Origin of the sequence: Bifidobacterium sp. WK041_4_12 (assembly GCF_041080795.1) — a bacterium.
GTDB classification, from domain to species: domain Bacteria; phylum Actinomycetota; class Actinomycetes; order Actinomycetales; family Bifidobacteriaceae; genus Bombiscardovia; species Bombiscardovia aquikefiricola.
Genome location: NZ_CP129674.1, coordinates 1720846 through 1737938, shown reverse-complemented (window position 1 = coordinate 1737938; position 17093 = coordinate 1720846). Strand labels below are relative to the sequence as shown.

General features: G+C 54.9%; 11 protein-coding genes. 10 read left to right on the top strand and 1 reads right to left on the bottom strand.

From position 1 onward, the window contains the following. Positions 1-18: 18 nt before the first annotated feature. The 9 genes from dapB to QN215_RS07330 all read left to right on the top strand — a co-directional run bounded on the left by dapB (position 19) and on the right by QN215_RS07330 (position 13540). Complete coding sequence (gene dapB, locus QN215_RS07370) at positions 19-765, top strand: 4-hydroxy-tetrahydrodipicolinate reductase (RefSeq protein WP_369343679.1); 747 nt, start codon at positions 19-21, stop codon at positions 763-765. A gap of 168 nt (positions 766-933) precedes the next feature. Next, positions 934-1839 (top strand): 4-hydroxy-tetrahydrodipicolinate synthase, encoded by a 906-nt coding sequence (dapA, locus tag QN215_RS07365; RefSeq protein ID WP_369343678.1) that lies wholly within the window; start codon positions 934-936, stop codon positions 1837-1839. A gap of 71 nt (positions 1840-1910) precedes the next feature. After that, positions 1911-3749 carry a ribonuclease J gene (locus QN215_RS07360; protein ID WP_369343677.1) on the top strand — a complete coding sequence of 613 codons (1839 nt, stop codon included), beginning with the start codon at positions 1911-1913 and terminating at the stop codon, positions 3747-3749. A gap of 276 nt (positions 3750-4025) precedes the next feature. After that, positions 4026-6638, top strand: a complete 2613-nt coding sequence (gene pepN, locus QN215_RS07355) for an aminopeptidase N (protein WP_369343676.1) — start codon at positions 4026-4028, stop codon at positions 6636-6638. Positions 6639-6951: 313 nt separating this feature from the next. Further along, positions 6952-8325, top strand: a complete 1374-nt coding sequence (gene glmM, locus QN215_RS07350; RefSeq protein WP_369345112.1) for a phosphoglucosamine mutase — start codon at positions 6952-6954, stop codon at positions 8323-8325. 67 nt (positions 8326-8392) lie between these two features. Continuing rightward, a complete protein-coding gene (locus QN215_RS07345; protein ID WP_369343675.1) occupies positions 8393-9046 on the top strand; it encodes a peptide deformylase in 654 nt (217 codons plus the stop codon). Positions 9047-9270: 224 nt separating this feature from the next. Continuing rightward, positions 9271-10680: an MFS transporter gene (locus QN215_RS07340; RefSeq protein WP_369343674.1), complete on the top strand. Its 1410-nt coding sequence runs from the start codon at positions 9271-9273 to the stop codon at positions 10678-10680. A gap of 197 nt (positions 10681-10877) precedes the next feature. After that, positions 10878-11708, top strand: coding sequence for an SDR family oxidoreductase (locus tag QN215_RS07335; protein WP_369343673.1), 831 nt, complete (start codon positions 10878-10880; stop codon positions 11706-11708). A gap of 386 nt (positions 11709-12094) precedes the next feature. Next, positions 12095-13540, top strand: coding sequence for an MFS transporter (locus QN215_RS07330; RefSeq protein ID WP_369343672.1), 1446 nt, complete (start codon positions 12095-12097; stop codon positions 13538-13540). Between the two features lie 143 nt (positions 13541-13683). Here QN215_RS07330 and QN215_RS07325 read toward each other — a convergent pair whose 3' ends face one another. Further along, positions 13684-14826 (bottom strand): LacI family DNA-binding transcriptional regulator, encoded by a 1143-nt coding sequence (locus tag QN215_RS07325; protein WP_369343671.1) that lies wholly within the window; start codon positions 14824-14826, stop codon positions 13684-13686. A gap of 430 nt (positions 14827-15256) precedes the next feature. Between QN215_RS07325 and QN215_RS07320 the strand changes: the two genes are divergently transcribed. Then, entirely contained in the window at positions 15257-16906 is a 1650-nt protein-coding gene (locus tag QN215_RS07320; RefSeq protein ID WP_369343670.1) for an ABC transporter substrate-binding protein, read from the top strand. Positions 16907-17093: the final 187 nt, after the last annotated feature.

Below are 17093 nucleotides of genomic sequence, written 5' to 3'. Positions count from 1 at the left end.
AAGGAAAGGTTTGCACGAATGATCAAGGTTTCAGTAATAGGAGCCCATGGGCGCATGGGTCGCACCGTTGTCGGAGCAGTTGAATCGGCAGAAGACATGGAAGTGTCCCAGCGGCTTGATGCAGGCGACTCATTCGATCTGATCAAGCCCGACAATACCGACATTGCCGTTGATTTCACCGTGCCTTCGGTAACGCTGAGCAATGTTCTTGAACTGATCAGTCGTGATGTCAGCGTCGTCGTCGGCACAACCGGCTGGACGGAAGAGAAATACGAGAAGATTCGCACGGCACTGGCAGATCATCCGAATGTCGGTGTGTTCATCGCTCCGAACTTTGCGATTTCCGCGGTTCTTGCCGATTACTTCGCTGGCGTGGCAGCCCGATACTTCGAATCGGCAGAAGTGATCGAACTGCATCATCCCGACAAGGTGGATGCCCCATCAGGCACGGCAATACATACTGCGCATACGATTGCGGATGCACGCCGTGCAGCGAAGCTGGGCAGCATTCCTGACGGGACGCAGAACGGCACTTCGGCTCGTGGCGAAGTCATCGATGGCATTCATGTGCATGCAGTCAGGCTGCGTGGACTCAATGCGCACGAAGAGGTACTGCTTGGCAACGCTGGAGAGCAGCTCACGATACGCGCCGATAGCTTCGATCGCGGTTCTTTCATGCCTGGTGTGCTGCTCGCCGTCCGCACCATGGCGCAGCAAGGCCATTCAGGCCTCACCATCGGCCTCAACTCCTTCCTCAACCTCTAAATTCCGCGTCTGTTCCGTTCATTGTGAACTTGTCAAAGTATAAACGTCGATTTTTGGCTTGTTTAGCTCAGTTTTCCCCAGTTTTTGAGCTTTGATACTTTGACAAGTTCACAATGAAGGCGTTCTGTCGCTCAATTCCAGTCTCAGCCGCGCAGTACCTTGGGTTTTATGAGCAATTCGAACGCCAATCTTCTTGATCCAGCCCCATTTGGCCGCGTCATACCTGCGATGGTCACCCCTATGAAGTCTGATGGCGCGATGGATTACGACGCTGCAGCCGCCCTTGCCCAGCACCTCGTCGCCGATGGAGCGGATGGATTGCTGGTAAACGGAACCACCGGAGAGTCGCCGGTGACCCATCTCGAAGAGAAGGTCAAGCTCGTTCAGGTTGTCAAGCAAGCCGTTGATGTCCCCGTGATCTCGGGCGCAGGCTCGAACGATACGGCTCACACCGTGCGCATGGCTGAAATGACGCAGAATGCAGGAGCCGATGGTCTGCTTATTGTGATGCCCTACTATTCCCGTCCTTCGCAGAATGGAATCGTGGCACACTACAAGGCAGTGAACGAAGTGGCCGAAAAACCCATCATCGTCTACGACGTACCCGGACGTACCGGTTTGCATGTCAAGACGAGCACCTATCAGCGCCTCGCTGAATTCGAACATGTCGCAGCAGTAAAAGATGCAACGGGGAATGTCGCCGAAGCTTTGGTCAAGCGCAGACTTACCAATCTGGTCTGGTATTCAGGCGACGATTCACTCTATCTGCCTTTCCTGGCCATGGGTGCCGTAGGTGTGATATCAGTCGCAGCCCACGTTGCCGCAAGGCCGATGAAGCAATTGGCCGAGGCATTCGATTCGGGAGACATTCGTAAGGCTCAGGAATTGGCGGCCCAGATCGAGCCTGTCGTCACCGCTCTCAACGGTGATGGATTCCAGGCGGTCATGGCAAAGGCAGCTCTGAAAATCAAGGGATATATTCCAGGAACAACGATGCGCGAACCTAACGTAGGTCCGAGTGCACGCGAACTCGACAAGGCGGAAGAGGGCATGCGTCGAGCGGGCTTGCTCTGAATTCGCACATCATACGATGAGCGTTGCCTTCGTATCAGGCGAAGGCACTGAATAAAGAAAATCAAGTGGAAATGACACAAGAACAACAAAAAAGCACGACACGAAAAAGAAGTACAGGTAACCGGTCGCAAAACAGAAACGGCAGGCGCCGTGGCAACTATTCCGGTTCCAGGGGAAACAATTCACGCAAGATGACGAATTCGGCCACCAAGCAGGAAACCGTTCTCGTCGCACCTCCGAAATATCACAAGGGTTCCATGCGAATCGTAGCCCTCGGCGGTCTCGGTGAAATCGGACGCAACATGAACGTTATCGAATATAACGGTCATCTGCTGCTCATCGACTGCGGTGTGCTCTTCCCCGAGGAGGAGCAGCCAGGTGTCGACCTGATCCTCCCTGACTTCAATTACATCCGCAATCGACTGGACGATGTCGAAGCCCTTGTCCTCACGCACGGTCATGAAGACCATATCGGGGCGGTTCCGTATCTCTTGAAGCTGCGTCCTGACATTCCTTTGATCGGTTCGAAACTGACGCTTGCCTTCGTGGACGCGAAGTGCAAGGAGCATCGTCTTGAACCCACCAAGGTCGAGGTCGAAGGTCGCGACAAGCTCAAGGTCGGTCCTTTCAATCTTGAATTCATCACGGTCACGCACTCCATTCCCGATGCGCTGGGCGTTTCGGTCAAGACTCCTGCAGGCCACATCATCGACACCGGTGACATGAAGCTCGACCAGCTGCCTTTGGACCATAAGATCACCGATCTGCGCGAGTTCGGCCGTCTGGGGGAGCAGGGCGTTGACCTGCTCATGGTGGATTCCACCAATGCCGAGGTTCCCGGCTTCGTGAAGCCTGAGACCTCCATCGGTCCGGCCCTCGACAAGGCATTCGGCGACGCCACACGAAAGATCATCGTCGCCAGCTTCTCCAGCCATGTGCACCGCGTGCAGCAGGTTGTCGATGCTGCCCACAAGCACGGCCGCAAGGTGGTGTTCGCCGGTCGTTCGATGGTGCGCAACATGGCCATCGCATCTGATCTGGGCTATCTGCATCTGCCAGAGGACACGATTGTCGATCTGAAGCAGGCGCATGACATTCAGGACAACAAGATCGTCTACATGGTCACCGGTTCGCAGGGCGAGCCCATGGCTGCGCTTGGACGCATCGCCGATGGCACGCATAGAGACATCACGATCAACGAATTCGACACCGTGATTCTTGCCAGCTCGCTCATTCCAGGCAACGAGCATGGCGTATACAAGGTCATCAACAAGCTCACACGCTTGGGTGCGCGAGTCATCAATAAGGACAATGCGGCAATCCACGTGTCCGGTCATGCCGACGAAGGCGAACTGCTGTACTTCTACAACATCGTTCAGCCTCGCTGTGCCATGCCAATCCACGGTGAAAACCGTCATTTGGTGGCCAACGGTCTGATCGCGGTCAAGACGGGCGTTGATCCGAAGAACGTCGTGCTCGCCGAGGATGGCGATGTCGTCGACCTCTATCATGGTCAGGCGGCTGTGGTTGGCAGCGTGCCATGCGGCTATGTGTATGTCGATGGCGACTCGGTGGGAGAGCTCACCGACGAGGAACTCGAGAAGCGCAGAATCCTTGGCTCCGAGGGCTTCGTTTCAGCCTTCGTCGTCGTCGATACGGAAACGAACGATGTGATCAGCGGACCGAAGATCTTCCTCAATGCGGTTGCCGAGGACGAGAGCGAGTTCGAACGTGTGCGCGAACAGATCGTCGAGCAACTCCAGGATGCGATGATGCAGGGTACGCATAACACGCACCAGTTGCAGCAGATCATGCGCAGGACTTTGGGTGGTTGGATCGCTCGCAAGCTGCACCGCAGCCCGATGATCGTGCCGGTGGTTGCCGACATAGCGCAGGACGTTGAGAAGTAAGCGAACAGCATATAACGGCTTCGACCAGCACATTGGAATCCGGTTGTTTCAGCTGCATGGCTGACTCGGTCATGCGGCTGATTCAGCCGTGAACCCGATTCCGTGGCCTCGAAACATAAGACACGAGTAGTGCCTCATGTTTCGGGGCCACAATCATGCCCGAGAGTAAGGTTGGAAGCAGCTCGGGCATGCCGAAGAACAGCACGCACAGTTGCTCATATGAGTTGCAGCACAATATATATCCATCATCATGTGATGATAGCTAAGGAGTGGGGAATGCCAGGATCGAATCTGACACAGATCGAGGCCGAAGAACGACGGGAGATAGTGTCACATCCAGCATATGTGGTGTCGCTCGATGTCACGCAGGGGGCCAAAACCTTCACGTCATCCACGACGCTCACCTTTGATGCGAAGCCGGGAGACAGCACCTTTCTTGATCTGATTGCGCCAACGGTCGACAGCATCGTGCTCAACGGAGCAACGCTGGACCCCGCAGTCGTGTTCAAGGATGACAGAATCGCGCTTGAGCATCTTCAAGAGCACAATCAGGTCGATGTGACAGCCACATGCGCCTATTCGCGCACAGGAGAGGGTCTGCATCGCAGCGTCGATCCAGCAGACGGCAGGATCTATCTCTACAGCCAGTTCGAGGTTCCTGATGCTCGTCGCGTGTATGCCGTCTTCGACCAGCCTGATCTGAAGGCGACCTTCGACTTCACCGTGGTCGCTCCAGAATCATGGACCGTTCTTTCGAATTCCCCTGTCGCATCAGTCGAGAATCTGGCTGGCAAGACCGCAGAAGGCACGCTCGGCGATGCGCCGGCAGAGGGCATCAAGCGTTGGATCTTTGAGCAGACGCCAACAATGAGCTCGTATCTGACTGCCTTCGTAGCCGGTCCCTACGCAGGGTGGACATCCGAATATGCGAACGAGGATGGCCGCACGATTCCCATGGGCCTCTATTGCCGTCAGTCCTTGAAGGATGCCTTTGACAAGGACACCGAGTCGCTGTTCGACGTGACCAAGAAGGGCTTTGCCTTCTATGCCAAGACTTGGGGCGTGCCCTACCCTTATGCCAAGTATGACCAGGTTTTCGTTCCTGAATATAACGCGGGAGCCATGGAGAACATAGCCTTGGTGACCTTGCGCGATTCCTACATCTTCGAATCGAAGGTGAGTGGCGCCGTCATCAACAGGCGCGTCGAAACCGTGCTGCATGAACTTGCACACATGTGGTTCGGTGACTATGTGACGATGAAATGGTGGAATGACCTGTGGCTGAACGAATCCTTCGCAGAATTCATGTCCACGCTCGCGACATCCGAAGCCACCGAGCACACCGATGACTGGGCAACCTTCTGCTCCGGCGAGAAAAGCTGGGCTCTGGCCGAGGACCAGATGCCAACCACGCATCCCATCGTGGCACCCATCCATGATCTGAACGACACCTACGTCAACTTCGACGGCATCACCTATGCCAAGGGTGCCTCAGTGCTGAAGCAGCTTGTCGCCTATGTCGGCCGTGCGAAATTCTTCGAAGGCATCCACAGCTATCTGACCAAGCACGCCTATGGCAATGCCACGCTTCATGACCTGCTTGTAGAACTGTCCAAGGCTTCCGGCCGCGATCTTGACTCCTGGTCGAAGCTTTGGCTCGAGCAGTCTGGCATCAACACCATCACCGCAGACATCGACACTAACAGCGAAGGCACGATAACCAAGGCAGATCTGGTGCAGACAGCGCCTGCAGAGTTCCCGGTAACGCGCCCGCATCGCATTGCCGTGGGATTCTACAACCCTGACGATAACGGCAAAATCGTGCGCACCGATCGATTCGAACTCGATGTTGACGGCGAGCGTACCGAAATCAGCGACATCATCGGTTTGAAGCGTCCTCGTTTCATTCTGGTCAATGACGATGATCTCACCTATACGAAACTGCGCTTTGACAAGGAATCGCTGAACTTCGCCGAGGCGCATCTCTATGCGTTCAAGGATCCGCTGGCTCGCGCGGTGATATGGCTCTCGCTCTGGGACATGACCAGGGATGCCGAATTCCCGGCAGAACGATTTGTAACGCTCTCCTTGAAAGCTGTGTCCACGGAAAAGCAGTCGACCACCTTCCGATACGCTCTGTCGCAGATTTCGGGTGCCGTGCATAACTACGTGGCACCGAGCCGCAGGGCATCCATCATGAAACTCGTCGCTCAGACCTTGTGGAAGCTCGTACTTGCAGCCGAAGCCGGTTCAGACGAACAGTTCCAACTGCTGCAGGTGTACCTAGGCTATGGCGTTGACGACGATTTCGAAGACAATGCCCAAGGCTTGCTCAGCGGCGAACTCAAGCTTGAGGGTCTGAGCATCGACAACAGCCTGCGCTGGCTTATCATTCACGCGCTCGCAGCCAACGACCTGATCAGTGATGAGGCAATCGATGCTGAACTCAGCAAGCGTGAAACCACGGAGAACCGAGAAAAGGCATATGGTGCCAAGGCTGCTCGTCCCACTGCTCAGACCAAGAAGTGGGCATGGACCGAAGCACTGGATGACGATGCTCTGACGAATTCCCAGATCGAAGCAGTTGCCGCAGGATTCTCGCAGAACACCGATCCACAGCTGTACGAGGGTTATGTTGATCGTTTCTTCAGCAGCATCGATTCCATATGGAAAGACAAGTCATTCCATATTGCCGAAACTCTGATTTGCCCCTTGGGTGGGCAGGGCCTGTATCCTCGATTCGCCGATGCGCACAAGCTCGTTGCCGGTGGTGAACGCTGGCTTGAAGAGCATGCGGACGCTGATCGAGCGCTTCGGGGCATGATCATGAAGAATCTTGACGTTTCACGCCGTGTTTTGAAGGTGCAGACCTACAATTCGCAGCTGTAGAGCACGAAAGTTTCCGACTTATCGAGTTTTGCGACAATTGCACAGTATCGACCCTGAATCAGCCCTGATTTTCGGATGTTCTTGGTCGGATTTTCAGCGATTCTGGACGGTGATACTTCAACATTGTCGCAAAACTCAACAAGCCGTTGCATCTGAACCCTGAGAAGCTGCATTGTGGCCTCATGCAGAGTCGGCGCTGTGCGGGTGGTGTGCGAAAAAGCGCGCCATCCGCATTTTTTGTCCGATGTGGGACAACAATTGATATGGTTATAACTGCGGATTCACAGGAATTATGAGCATGAAGAAGGGCAAGATGCCAAGACTTTTCGGAACTGACGGTGTGCGAGGACTGGCCAATCGGGATTTGACTGCAAAGCTTGCACTCGATTTGGGGGATGCAGCAGTTCGTGTCTTGGGCAGTCGCGACCAGACCGGTGGCAGGCGACGAGCGCTGATTGGGCGCGACACCCGCGTATCTGGTGACTTTCTCGCTTCGGCTCTGGCGGCTGGTATGAGTGCCGGCGGATTCGACGTCATCGATGTGGGCATCATACCAACTCCAGGCATCGCATACCTTACCTCTGTGCTCAACGTTGAGATGGGTGCGGTGATATCCGCATCCCACAATCCCATGCCAGACAATGGCATCAAGTTCTTCGCGCGCGGAGGCTTCAAGCTTCCCGACTCCAAGGAAGACGACATTGAAAAGGTGCTCGGTCAGGATTGGGAGCGTCCGACCGGCAAGGGTGTCGGCAGAGTCTCGCATGACACCGTCACCGCAACCAACAGCTACATAGATCATCTTGTCGATGCCGTGGCACCGATGGGAGCAGACAAGACCCGTACAAAGCCCCTCGCAGGACTGCGCATCGTGGCCGACTGCGCCAACGGTGCCACATCGGTTGTCGCACCGGAAGCCTTGCGTCAGGCCGGAGCCGATGTCGTGGTCATCAATGCTTCTCCAGATGGTTACAACATCAACAAGCACGCCGGATCGACTCACCCTGAGCAGCTTCAGGCCATGGTCAAGGCGTCGCAGGCCGTCATGGGAGTGGCCTTCGATGGCGATGCCGACCGGTGCCTTGCGGTGGACGAAGATGGCACGATGGTCAATGGCGATCAGATCATGGGCATTCTCGCCCGCGCCAAGCAACGCGATGGCAAGCTCGCCAACGACACGCTCGTCGTAACCGTCATGAGCAATCTGGGATTGCGGCTTGCGCTCAAGGACATGGGCATCGCCACAGTGCAGACCGCCGTGGGTGACCGATACGTGCTGGAAGAGATGCTTCGCGGAGGGTTCACCCTCGGTGGCGAGCAGTCCGGACACGTCATCAACCGCGAATTCGCCACGACTGGTGACGGAACGCTCACGGCACTCACCCTTGCCAACGAGGTCGTGCGCTCAGGCAAGTCCTTGAAGCAGCTTGCCGCCGACTTCCCGCAGTTGCCACAGCAGTTGATCAATGTGCCCAATGTCGACAAACTCGCAGCGGCAACCAATGCCAAGATCAAGGATGCCGTAGCGCATGAGGAGCAGCTGCTCGGAGAGACCGGCCGGGTCTTGCTCCGTCCCAGCGGCACCGAACCATTGGTGCGCGTCATGGCCGAGGCCGAGACGCAGGAGCAGGCGGACGCAACATGCGAACGTCTTGCGCAGATCGTCAAGGATGAGCTTTCACTGTAGCGTGTGCTGCAGCGACGAACGAATCCATCACACCAATCCATCACACCAATCAACATTTGGAGGCTCAATGTTCCCCGGTCACAGCAAGCTGGACGCACGTCTGAACACAGCGATTGACGCGATGCTGAAGGAAGCGGGGGAGGACCAGCTGCTCGGCATCGTGGAGGCTGGCGACCCAGTGTTGCGTCAGCAGAGCGAAGCATATACCGGGCAGCTGGGCAAACGAACCTTCCACAGGCTGATCGAAGCTATGCGCGTGACGATGCTCGATGCCCCAGGCGTTGGGCTTGCCGCTCCACAGGTTGGCATTCCGCTCACCTTGGCCGTGGTTGAGGACCATGTTCGAGATGATGACGACGATCCTCGAGAAATCGCAGAATTCCCCTTCCATACCATCATCAATCCACGATATGAGCCAATCGGCACCGAAACTCGCAGCTTCTACGAAGGCTGTCTTTCCGTGGATGGTTTTCAGGCAGTCCGAAAGCGTTGGCTCGACATCAATGCCTTCTGGATGGATGAATCCGGCAAGAAGCAAGAGGATCATCTGCACGGATGGCCGGCGAGAATCTTCCAGCATGAGACCGATCATCTGCACGGTGAACTCTATATCGACAAGGCTGAAATCCGCAGTCTGAGCACCGGCGAAAATCTTGACGAATACTGGGCCTTCGAAGCAATTCCCCAGACCGCTGCTGAAGAACTGGGTTTTGAACTCTGATCTTGTCCAGCTGAATCGAGTACCGTGGGACTCGATTGCTTCGAGATTGCCAGCATTGACCTTAAGGGTCATTGATCTTAAGAGATACACGCCTTGAGAATCATTGGTCTTAAGGGTCATTGATTTTGAGAAGCATTGGCAAGCAGCAATGGGTTGAGGCACGATTCTGAAGGCGAAGCTCGGTGTGATTCCACACAGGTCAGGGGGGAGCATCCATGCGTGAGGTGAGTTTACAATCGAAACTTGCAATCTTCTCAGTGGGATTGCTTACATTTCTGGGTATTCTGACAGAAACATCATTGACGGTCGCATTCCCCATTCTGATGCACCAGTTCAATGCCAGCCTTGGCAGCGTTCAATGGCTGACCTCAGGCTATCTGCTTATGGTCACGGTCGTGATGTGCTCGACAGCCTACCTCAACGAACGTTTTGCCGCGCAATCGATGTTCCGTTTCGCCGTGGTGACATGCTTCTGCGGATCGCTGCTGTGCGCCATGGCTCCCAACCTTGCGCTGCTGATGACCGGACGACTGTTGCAGGCGATGGCGACCGGCGTGGCAACCCCGCTGATGTACCATCTCATCTTTGACCTGGTTCCGCTGCGACGTCTCGGCTTCTATGTCGGTCTTGCGGCAATGGTGGTTTCGCTGGCCCCAGCACTAGGCCCGGTATATGGCGGTGTCCTGACCAATTTCCTGTCATGGCGCATGATTTTCTGGATACTCGTCCCCCTGATCGCGGTCCTGGCATTCGTCGGCTTCCGCTACGTTATCTTGCCTGCAGCAGAGCATCCAAGGCGTTTCGATGCCATAGGGCTTGCGCTGCTGGCCGTCAGCATGCTTGGGCTTATTGAAGTCGTCAATCAGTGGGGCAGAATGGGAGTGACCAATCCGGGCTTCGTCATTCGAGTGGTCATCACCTTAGCTGCGCTGGTATTGCTGGTGGTCCATGCCATCAAGGGCAAGCGTCAGATCATCAACTTCGGTCTTCTTGCTCGCAGCATTGTCCGACTGCGTGCGGCAACCTTCTTCATCTTCCAGTTTGCGAACATTGGCATTTCCGTGATTCTTCCGCTCTTCTCGCAGCAATACCTGGGCACAAGCGCGCTTGTCGCCGGTCTGATCATGCTGCCCGGTTCGATTGCGGGATCGGTCGTATCGCCGTTTGCAGGCAGAGTCTATGACAAGCATGGCCCTCGCATCACCATTACCTTGGGCAATGTTTCCGTGATGATCGGCTGCGCGCTGCTGTGCTGGTTCACCAAGTCCTCGACGGTACTCACGCTGACCCTGCTCTACATGTTCATCCGCATTGGCTTCAACACCGGTTTCGGCAGCACCATGTCCGATGCGACCAAACGTGTCGCTCCTGCAGAACAGGGCGATGTGAACACGATGTTCAACACATTCCAGCAATATGCGGGATCGCTCGGAACATCTGTCCTGGCTGCCGCGATAACGGTGTTCGAGCGCAAGTCGAGCGCTGCGAACGCAAGCTCTGCCGTGGCATCCGGCACTCAGCTTGACTTCTTGATGCTCACCGTTCTGGCCTTCTTCGGACTGCTGTTCACCCTCCTGACATATCGCTTGGATTCGCCTAAAGCAAAGCCCGTAATCAAAAAAGTTCATGGGTGAGCCACAATGGTTGTATACGGCGGCATCAGGTGTGAGAGCAATCTCTGCCAGATTTTCGCTGTTATAGCTCGGCGCTGTTACAAGTACGGCGATGAACCAACACGGTGGTGAACAAACGCAGCAGTGAATAAACACAGTAGTGAACGAATGCAGTAGTGAACGAACATATTGGTCATAAACCCAGTGAAGGAGCATACATGGCTGATGCAGTGAATCAAGAGACCCAAGGAACCGTATCAACAACGGGCAAGCCATCTGAGTCGGCAAAGCGCGCCGTCGTAACCGGCGCTTCGAGTGGCATTGGTGCTGAAACGGCAAGAACCCTGGCTGCCGATGGGTGGAGCATCGTCGCACTGGCTCGGCGTGAGGACAAGCTCAAGGCGCTTACGGACTCCATTCAGGCGAAGGGCGGATCATGCGAATACCTGGTCTGCGATATCACGGATGAAGAGTCGACAAGCGCTGCGGTGAAGACCATCATTGCCGAAGGCCCTGTCAAGGCTTTGATCAATTGCGCTGGCGGTGCACTGGGCAAGGATCCTGTGGCAACGGCAAGCATTGACGACTGGCGCAGCATGTACGAACTCAATGTGCTGGGTACCTTGCGCATCACGCAGAAGCTGCTGCCCACCTTGAAGCAGTCTGAAGGCACGGTGTTGATTATTTCTTCGACCTCGGGAATCGAGCCGTATGAAGGCGGTTCAGGGTATTGCGCCGCGAAGTTTGCCGAGCGCGTGATGGCTCGCGTGCTTCGACTCGAGCAGATTGGCGAACCGATTCGTGTTATCGATGTCTCGCCGGGTCTTGTGCATACCGAGGAGTTCTCGCTCAAGCGCTTCGGTGGCGATCAGGCCAAGGCGGACAACGTGTACAAGGGCGTTCCAGATCCGTTGCAGGCCAGCGATATTGCGGAATCGATTCGATGGGCCGTTGATCTTCCCGATACGGTCGATATCGATTCGTTGGTTATTCGCCCTCGCGCCGAAGGCTCATACACCAAGGTGTATCGCAAGGCCGACGCCCAATAAGTCTCCATGCAGTCCAACGCGTTGGAATCGTTCTTACATTCCCAACGCGTTTGTTGCCCACGTTTCATGCATGGCCATCCAGGGCTGTGATGTTCATTGATTGCTGGTGTGCACCACTGGTGTGCATCATTGGGGCACGTTGCTGGCAGGTGCTGTTTGGTGTGGATCGTTGCCGGGCGCAGAAAACTCAGCTTTCAGCATGATTGTTGCGTTCATTAGGTGATATTCCTCTTGTTAAACTCATATGGCATGTTAGGATTCTGTTCCACGGCTCCCACAAGGACCATAACCATCCAGTCATCTACACTTTGTTACGGCTTCGACCACTACAAGTAGCGAATTCGCCATCGAGAAGACTTTTTTGCACGAAAACGAGAAGGGTAATCGTGTCATCTTTGTCCTCGTCGATCCAAGAATCGACATCAATATCATCACCGTCAAACAAGGAAGGTCATGAGGCGGCCAAGCCTCTGAACTCTCCAGCTCGAGTCATTGCGGCAAGCCTGGTTGGAACGACCATTGAATTCTATGACTTCTATGTCTATGCAACTGCCGCGGTTCTGGTCTTTCCGAAGCTGTTCTTCCCGGCCACGAACAAAACTGCAGCGCTGATGGCCTCATTTGCCATATTCGGTGCAGCCATGGTCGCTCGCCCCATAGGTGCGGTTTTCTTCGGTCACATGGGGGATAAGTATGGTCGCAAGACCACGTTGGTGACTTCGCTGCTCACGATGGGCATCGCCACCTTCATCATCGGATTCCTTCCGACCTACAGCCATATTGGCGTCATAGCTCCAATATTCCTGCTTCTGCTTCGACTGACTCAAGGCTTTGCCCTTGGCGGTGAATGGTCTGGTGCCGCTCTTGTCGCTACGGAGAACGCTCCGGCAAACAAGCGCGCATGGTATGGTACCTTCCCGCAATTGGGTGCGCCGCTGGGATTCATTGTCGCAAACGGTCTCTTCCTTATCATCAACTTTGCGCTTCCACATCCCGAGAGTTCACTGCTGCAGTCTGAAGCATTCCTCAGCTGGGGTTGGAGGATTCCATTCGTCTTTTCTGCCGTGATGGTTGCGATCGGTCTGTGGGTTCGTTTGAAGCTCGTTGAATCGGAAGCCTTCAAGAAGGCTCAGAAGCAGGGTGCCATTGTCAAGATGCCACTTGCGGATACGCTTCGTCATCATTTCAAGGCTGTGGTGTTGGGAACATTCGCCATGCTTGCAACCTACGTGTTGTTCTACTTCATGACGACATTCAGCCTCACCTATGGCACTGCAGCGACCAGCGGTTCTCCTTCCGGACTTGGTATCAGCTATACCGATTTCGTGCTCATGCAGATTTTCGGCGTTATCTTCTTCGGCATCTTCACGCTCATTTCAGGGCCTTTGGCGGATGTTATGGGACGGCGCAAGCTGCTGCTCATCGTCACTGTGGCGATTATCGCGTTCGGGCTGCTGTTCCCATTTTTCCTCGATGGTCGCGGTGGGCAGAGTTCAACCGTCTGGTTCGCTGAATCCTTCCTCGTCATCGGCTTCACGCTTATGGGCTTCACCTTTGGGCCCATGGGAGCGCTTCTGCCTGAATTGTTCCCCACCAATGTGCGCTACACCGGATCGGCGATTGCCTACAACGTGAGTTCCATTCTCGGCGCGGCACTTGCGCCTATGGTGGCAACCGCGTTGTGGAGTTTGGCGCATGGCAGCACATGGCTCGTCGGTGTCTATCTTGCCGGTTCGGCCGTCTTGACTTTCGTTTCCCTACTGTTCACTAGGGAAACGAAAGATATGGATTACGAGAACGACATCGCCGCAACGGAGGAAATCGGTCTCTAAGCATGAGAGATTGCGAGTTTTGCGGCAATTTCTGAGTATATAGTCTGATTTTTGGTTTTTTGGGTGCCTAAAAACAGCCAAATTCTGCTCTGATACTCAGAAATTGCCGCAAAACTCGCATTCGTATGCTTAAATCTCATTTTTTAGTCAGAAGTTGACTCTTGTTCCTTCGTGAGCTCGCCTTCGGAGCTCTCTCGCAGCAGCAAAGTCACCGGAAGCTCAATCGCATACGGTTCGGCGTCGGGATTTTCAAGCCGTTGGACCATCGTGCTTACTGCGGCCCTTCCCAGATTGCGCATTGGCTGACTGACCGTGGTGATGCGCGGCGTATTCGTTTCAGATTCGCTGATGCCGTCGAATCCTGTCACGATCACATCTTGCGGAATGCGAATGCCGCCATCGGTCAGGGCCTTGCATACGCCGAGTGCCATCTGATCGTTGGCGCACACCATGACGCGGGGTATCTTATGCCGTGCCACCATGTCCTGCGTGATGGTGTGTGCTACCGCGAACGAGAATCCAGCTCGATAAATCGGTACGGTTTCGGGATTGATGTTTCGACTGCGCAATCCCTCGCAGAATCCCACATATCGCTTGTGATTGTCAGGGGAGTCGTCGGGGCCTGCGATATAGGCAAAGTCATCGACGTGATGTGTGTCGACAAGATGCTGCACCAGCTTGCGCATACCCTTGCGGTTGCTGACACGAACCAGGTCATATCCGGCCTCGTTGTCCGATGGTGCATCCGCCACCATGACGACCGGAACGCGTCGCCTGAGAAATTCCAAGGTGGAGTCCGGCACGCTGCGCGCCATCACGATCAGCCCATCGACCTTTCCAACCATCTCACCGGCGAGTTGGGTGAGGCCCTTCTCGTTGCGATCCAGGCCAAGGTTGACCATCAGCGAGAGTCCACGCCTCCATGTTTCCAGCTCGCAGCCTCGAAGCACTTGGTCATAATACAGGGAATCATTGCGGTGAGAGTCGGCATGGTGCGCGGGATCGATTTCCACTCGTGCATCGTCGACGCTGCTGAGCGTAAAGTCTTGAAGATCGTCGAGCTCGTCAAGATTCGACATGAACAGTCCGATGACTCCGGTTCTGCGTGCGGCCAGACTCTGCGCGCTTCCACTGGGAACATAGCCAAGCCGGTCTATCGCTCTGTTGATGAGTTTGCGCGTTGCGGGACGCACGCTCTCCGGCGTTCTCAATGATCTTGAGACACTCGCGATCGATACGCCGGCTTCTTTGGCGACATCGTATACGGTCGGTTTCTTGGATGACATCGTTGCCTCCACGGGAATTGACATTGACTGGCGTACTGTAATCGTAATGTAATAAACGCAGTGGGTGAAACGCGATGAATGCAGTCAATTCAGTTTCATACATTTCTTACATCTGGGCATTAGTGTACACATAAAAATCATGTCCTTGGTAGCGCTAACATTTCGGCGTGTCGAAATTATAAGTCTCAAATACGCTGGAATAAAGCCAATGTAAGCAAGAAAAGAAATAATATCGACCGTATTTGCAAAAGCAGATGTAAGCGCATACAATTGTTTCTGCCAGTTAAATCAAAGCGGTTTTCACTGTGCTCTGAACATTGGGGTTCCTCATGATGAACAGGCCAGAATGCATTGCTTTGATGACAATGGTGACGTGCACGTCGAGATTTCGAGTACGCCATATGTCAATGTGGACAGGAAGAAGCGTCAAATGAATACTAAACATCTAGCGGTACGCGCAGTCGCTGCCCTAGCTGCAGCCACCATGGCCATCGGGCTCGCCGCATGCGGCAGCACCGATGCACAGTCAGGATCAGGGGGCAGCTCGGCTACTGAGATTCTCTTTGGGGGAGATAATGGCAGCCCTACATTCACCAAGAATTTCAACCCGTTCTCAAGCAGCAAGAGAACCGGCATCAACTTCATCTATGAGCCATTGATGGTGGTCAACAGCATCAAGGGCACGGAAACGCCATTCCTCGCAACCTCTCACAAGATCATCGACCCCAAGACCGTCGAATACACGATTCGTTCCGGCGTGAAGTGGTCTGACGGTCAGGCATTCTCTGCCAAGGATGTCGTCTACACCTTCAATCTGCTGAAGAGCAACGGCGCTCTCGACACGCTTGGCGTGTGGCAGCACATCGCTTCCGTTTCGACAAGCGGCGACACGGTTACCTTCAATCTGAAGGACAATGACGTTCCTGCAATCAAGATCATCGACCAGCAGCTCATCGTTCCTCAGCATATTTGGAAGGACATCAAGGATCCGGTCAAGGACACGAATGCCACGCCTGTCGGAACCGGCCCTTACAAGCTCGGCACCTACACGCCGAACCAATACACGCTGACGAAGAACAACGACTATTGGCAGGCCAGCAAGGTTGCCGCCACCTCAATCGTCCTTCCTGCGTCGAACAAGGCGCTTGACATGATTAACAAGGGCTATGACTGGGGCTACATGTACATGAACGACGTGCAGAAGACCTGGGTGGGTGCCGACAAGCAGCACAATCACTACTGGTTCCCTCCGGGCGGCACGGTCTCGCTCTTCCCGAACCTCACGAAGGCTCCATATAACAATGTCAACTTCCGTCTTGGCCTGAGCAATGCCATCGACCGTACGGCCATAGCCAAGGATGCCGAAGAGGGCTATGTCGATGCTTCGACACAGACCGGCCTGTTGCTTCCCAACCAGAAGTCGTGGGTCAACTCGAGCATCCCCAACAGTGGAGTCGTCAAGCAGAGCAAGACCGATGCGCTCAAGTACTTCGCCAGTGCAGGATACACCGAGAGTGGAGGCAAGCTTGTTGACAGTACCGGCAAGCAGCTGACCCTGACCGTCACGGTCCCCAGCGGATACAGCGATTGGCTTCGTGGCATCGAGACGCTGCAGAATCAACTTAGTGCCATCGGCATCTCGGTCAAGCTCAATCAGCCGCAGCCAGCCGCCTACACTCAGGCGCTCAACAACGGCGACTATGACCTGATCGTCTCGTCCTTCGGTGGTACGGGCGATGTCTACACCGATTACAGTAACCTGCTCAATGGCGACTTCTATCAGCCGGTTGGTACGGCGGCTTCTGCCAACTTCGAGCGGTACAAGGATAGTGCGACCGATTCGCTGCTTTCCCAGCTCAAGTCGACTTCTTCCGAGACTGAGCAGAAGGCAATAGTCGATCAGCTGCAAGAGGTTGTCTACAACCAGGTTCCCGTTGTCGGCATGTTCTACGGCGGTCTGTGGAGCCTGTACAGCACGAAGAAGTTCACCGGCTGGCCAACGGAGCAGAATCCCTACGCCTCACCAACCACATGGACATCCCAGGTGCTGATGGTCGTAACCAATCTGAAGAAGGCCTGATTCAGGTCCACATGCAGACGCATATGCACCGCTTAGGGGAATCCAGACAATGAAGGTCAACGGATTCCCCTGGGCTGGGCATCATGATGGCTGCAACCAAGCCAGCGCTGCCTGATTCGAAGGTTAAGAATGGCAGCAGCAACACTTGCAGTAATCAAGCACAGCAGCAATTGATCGGCAGCAATCC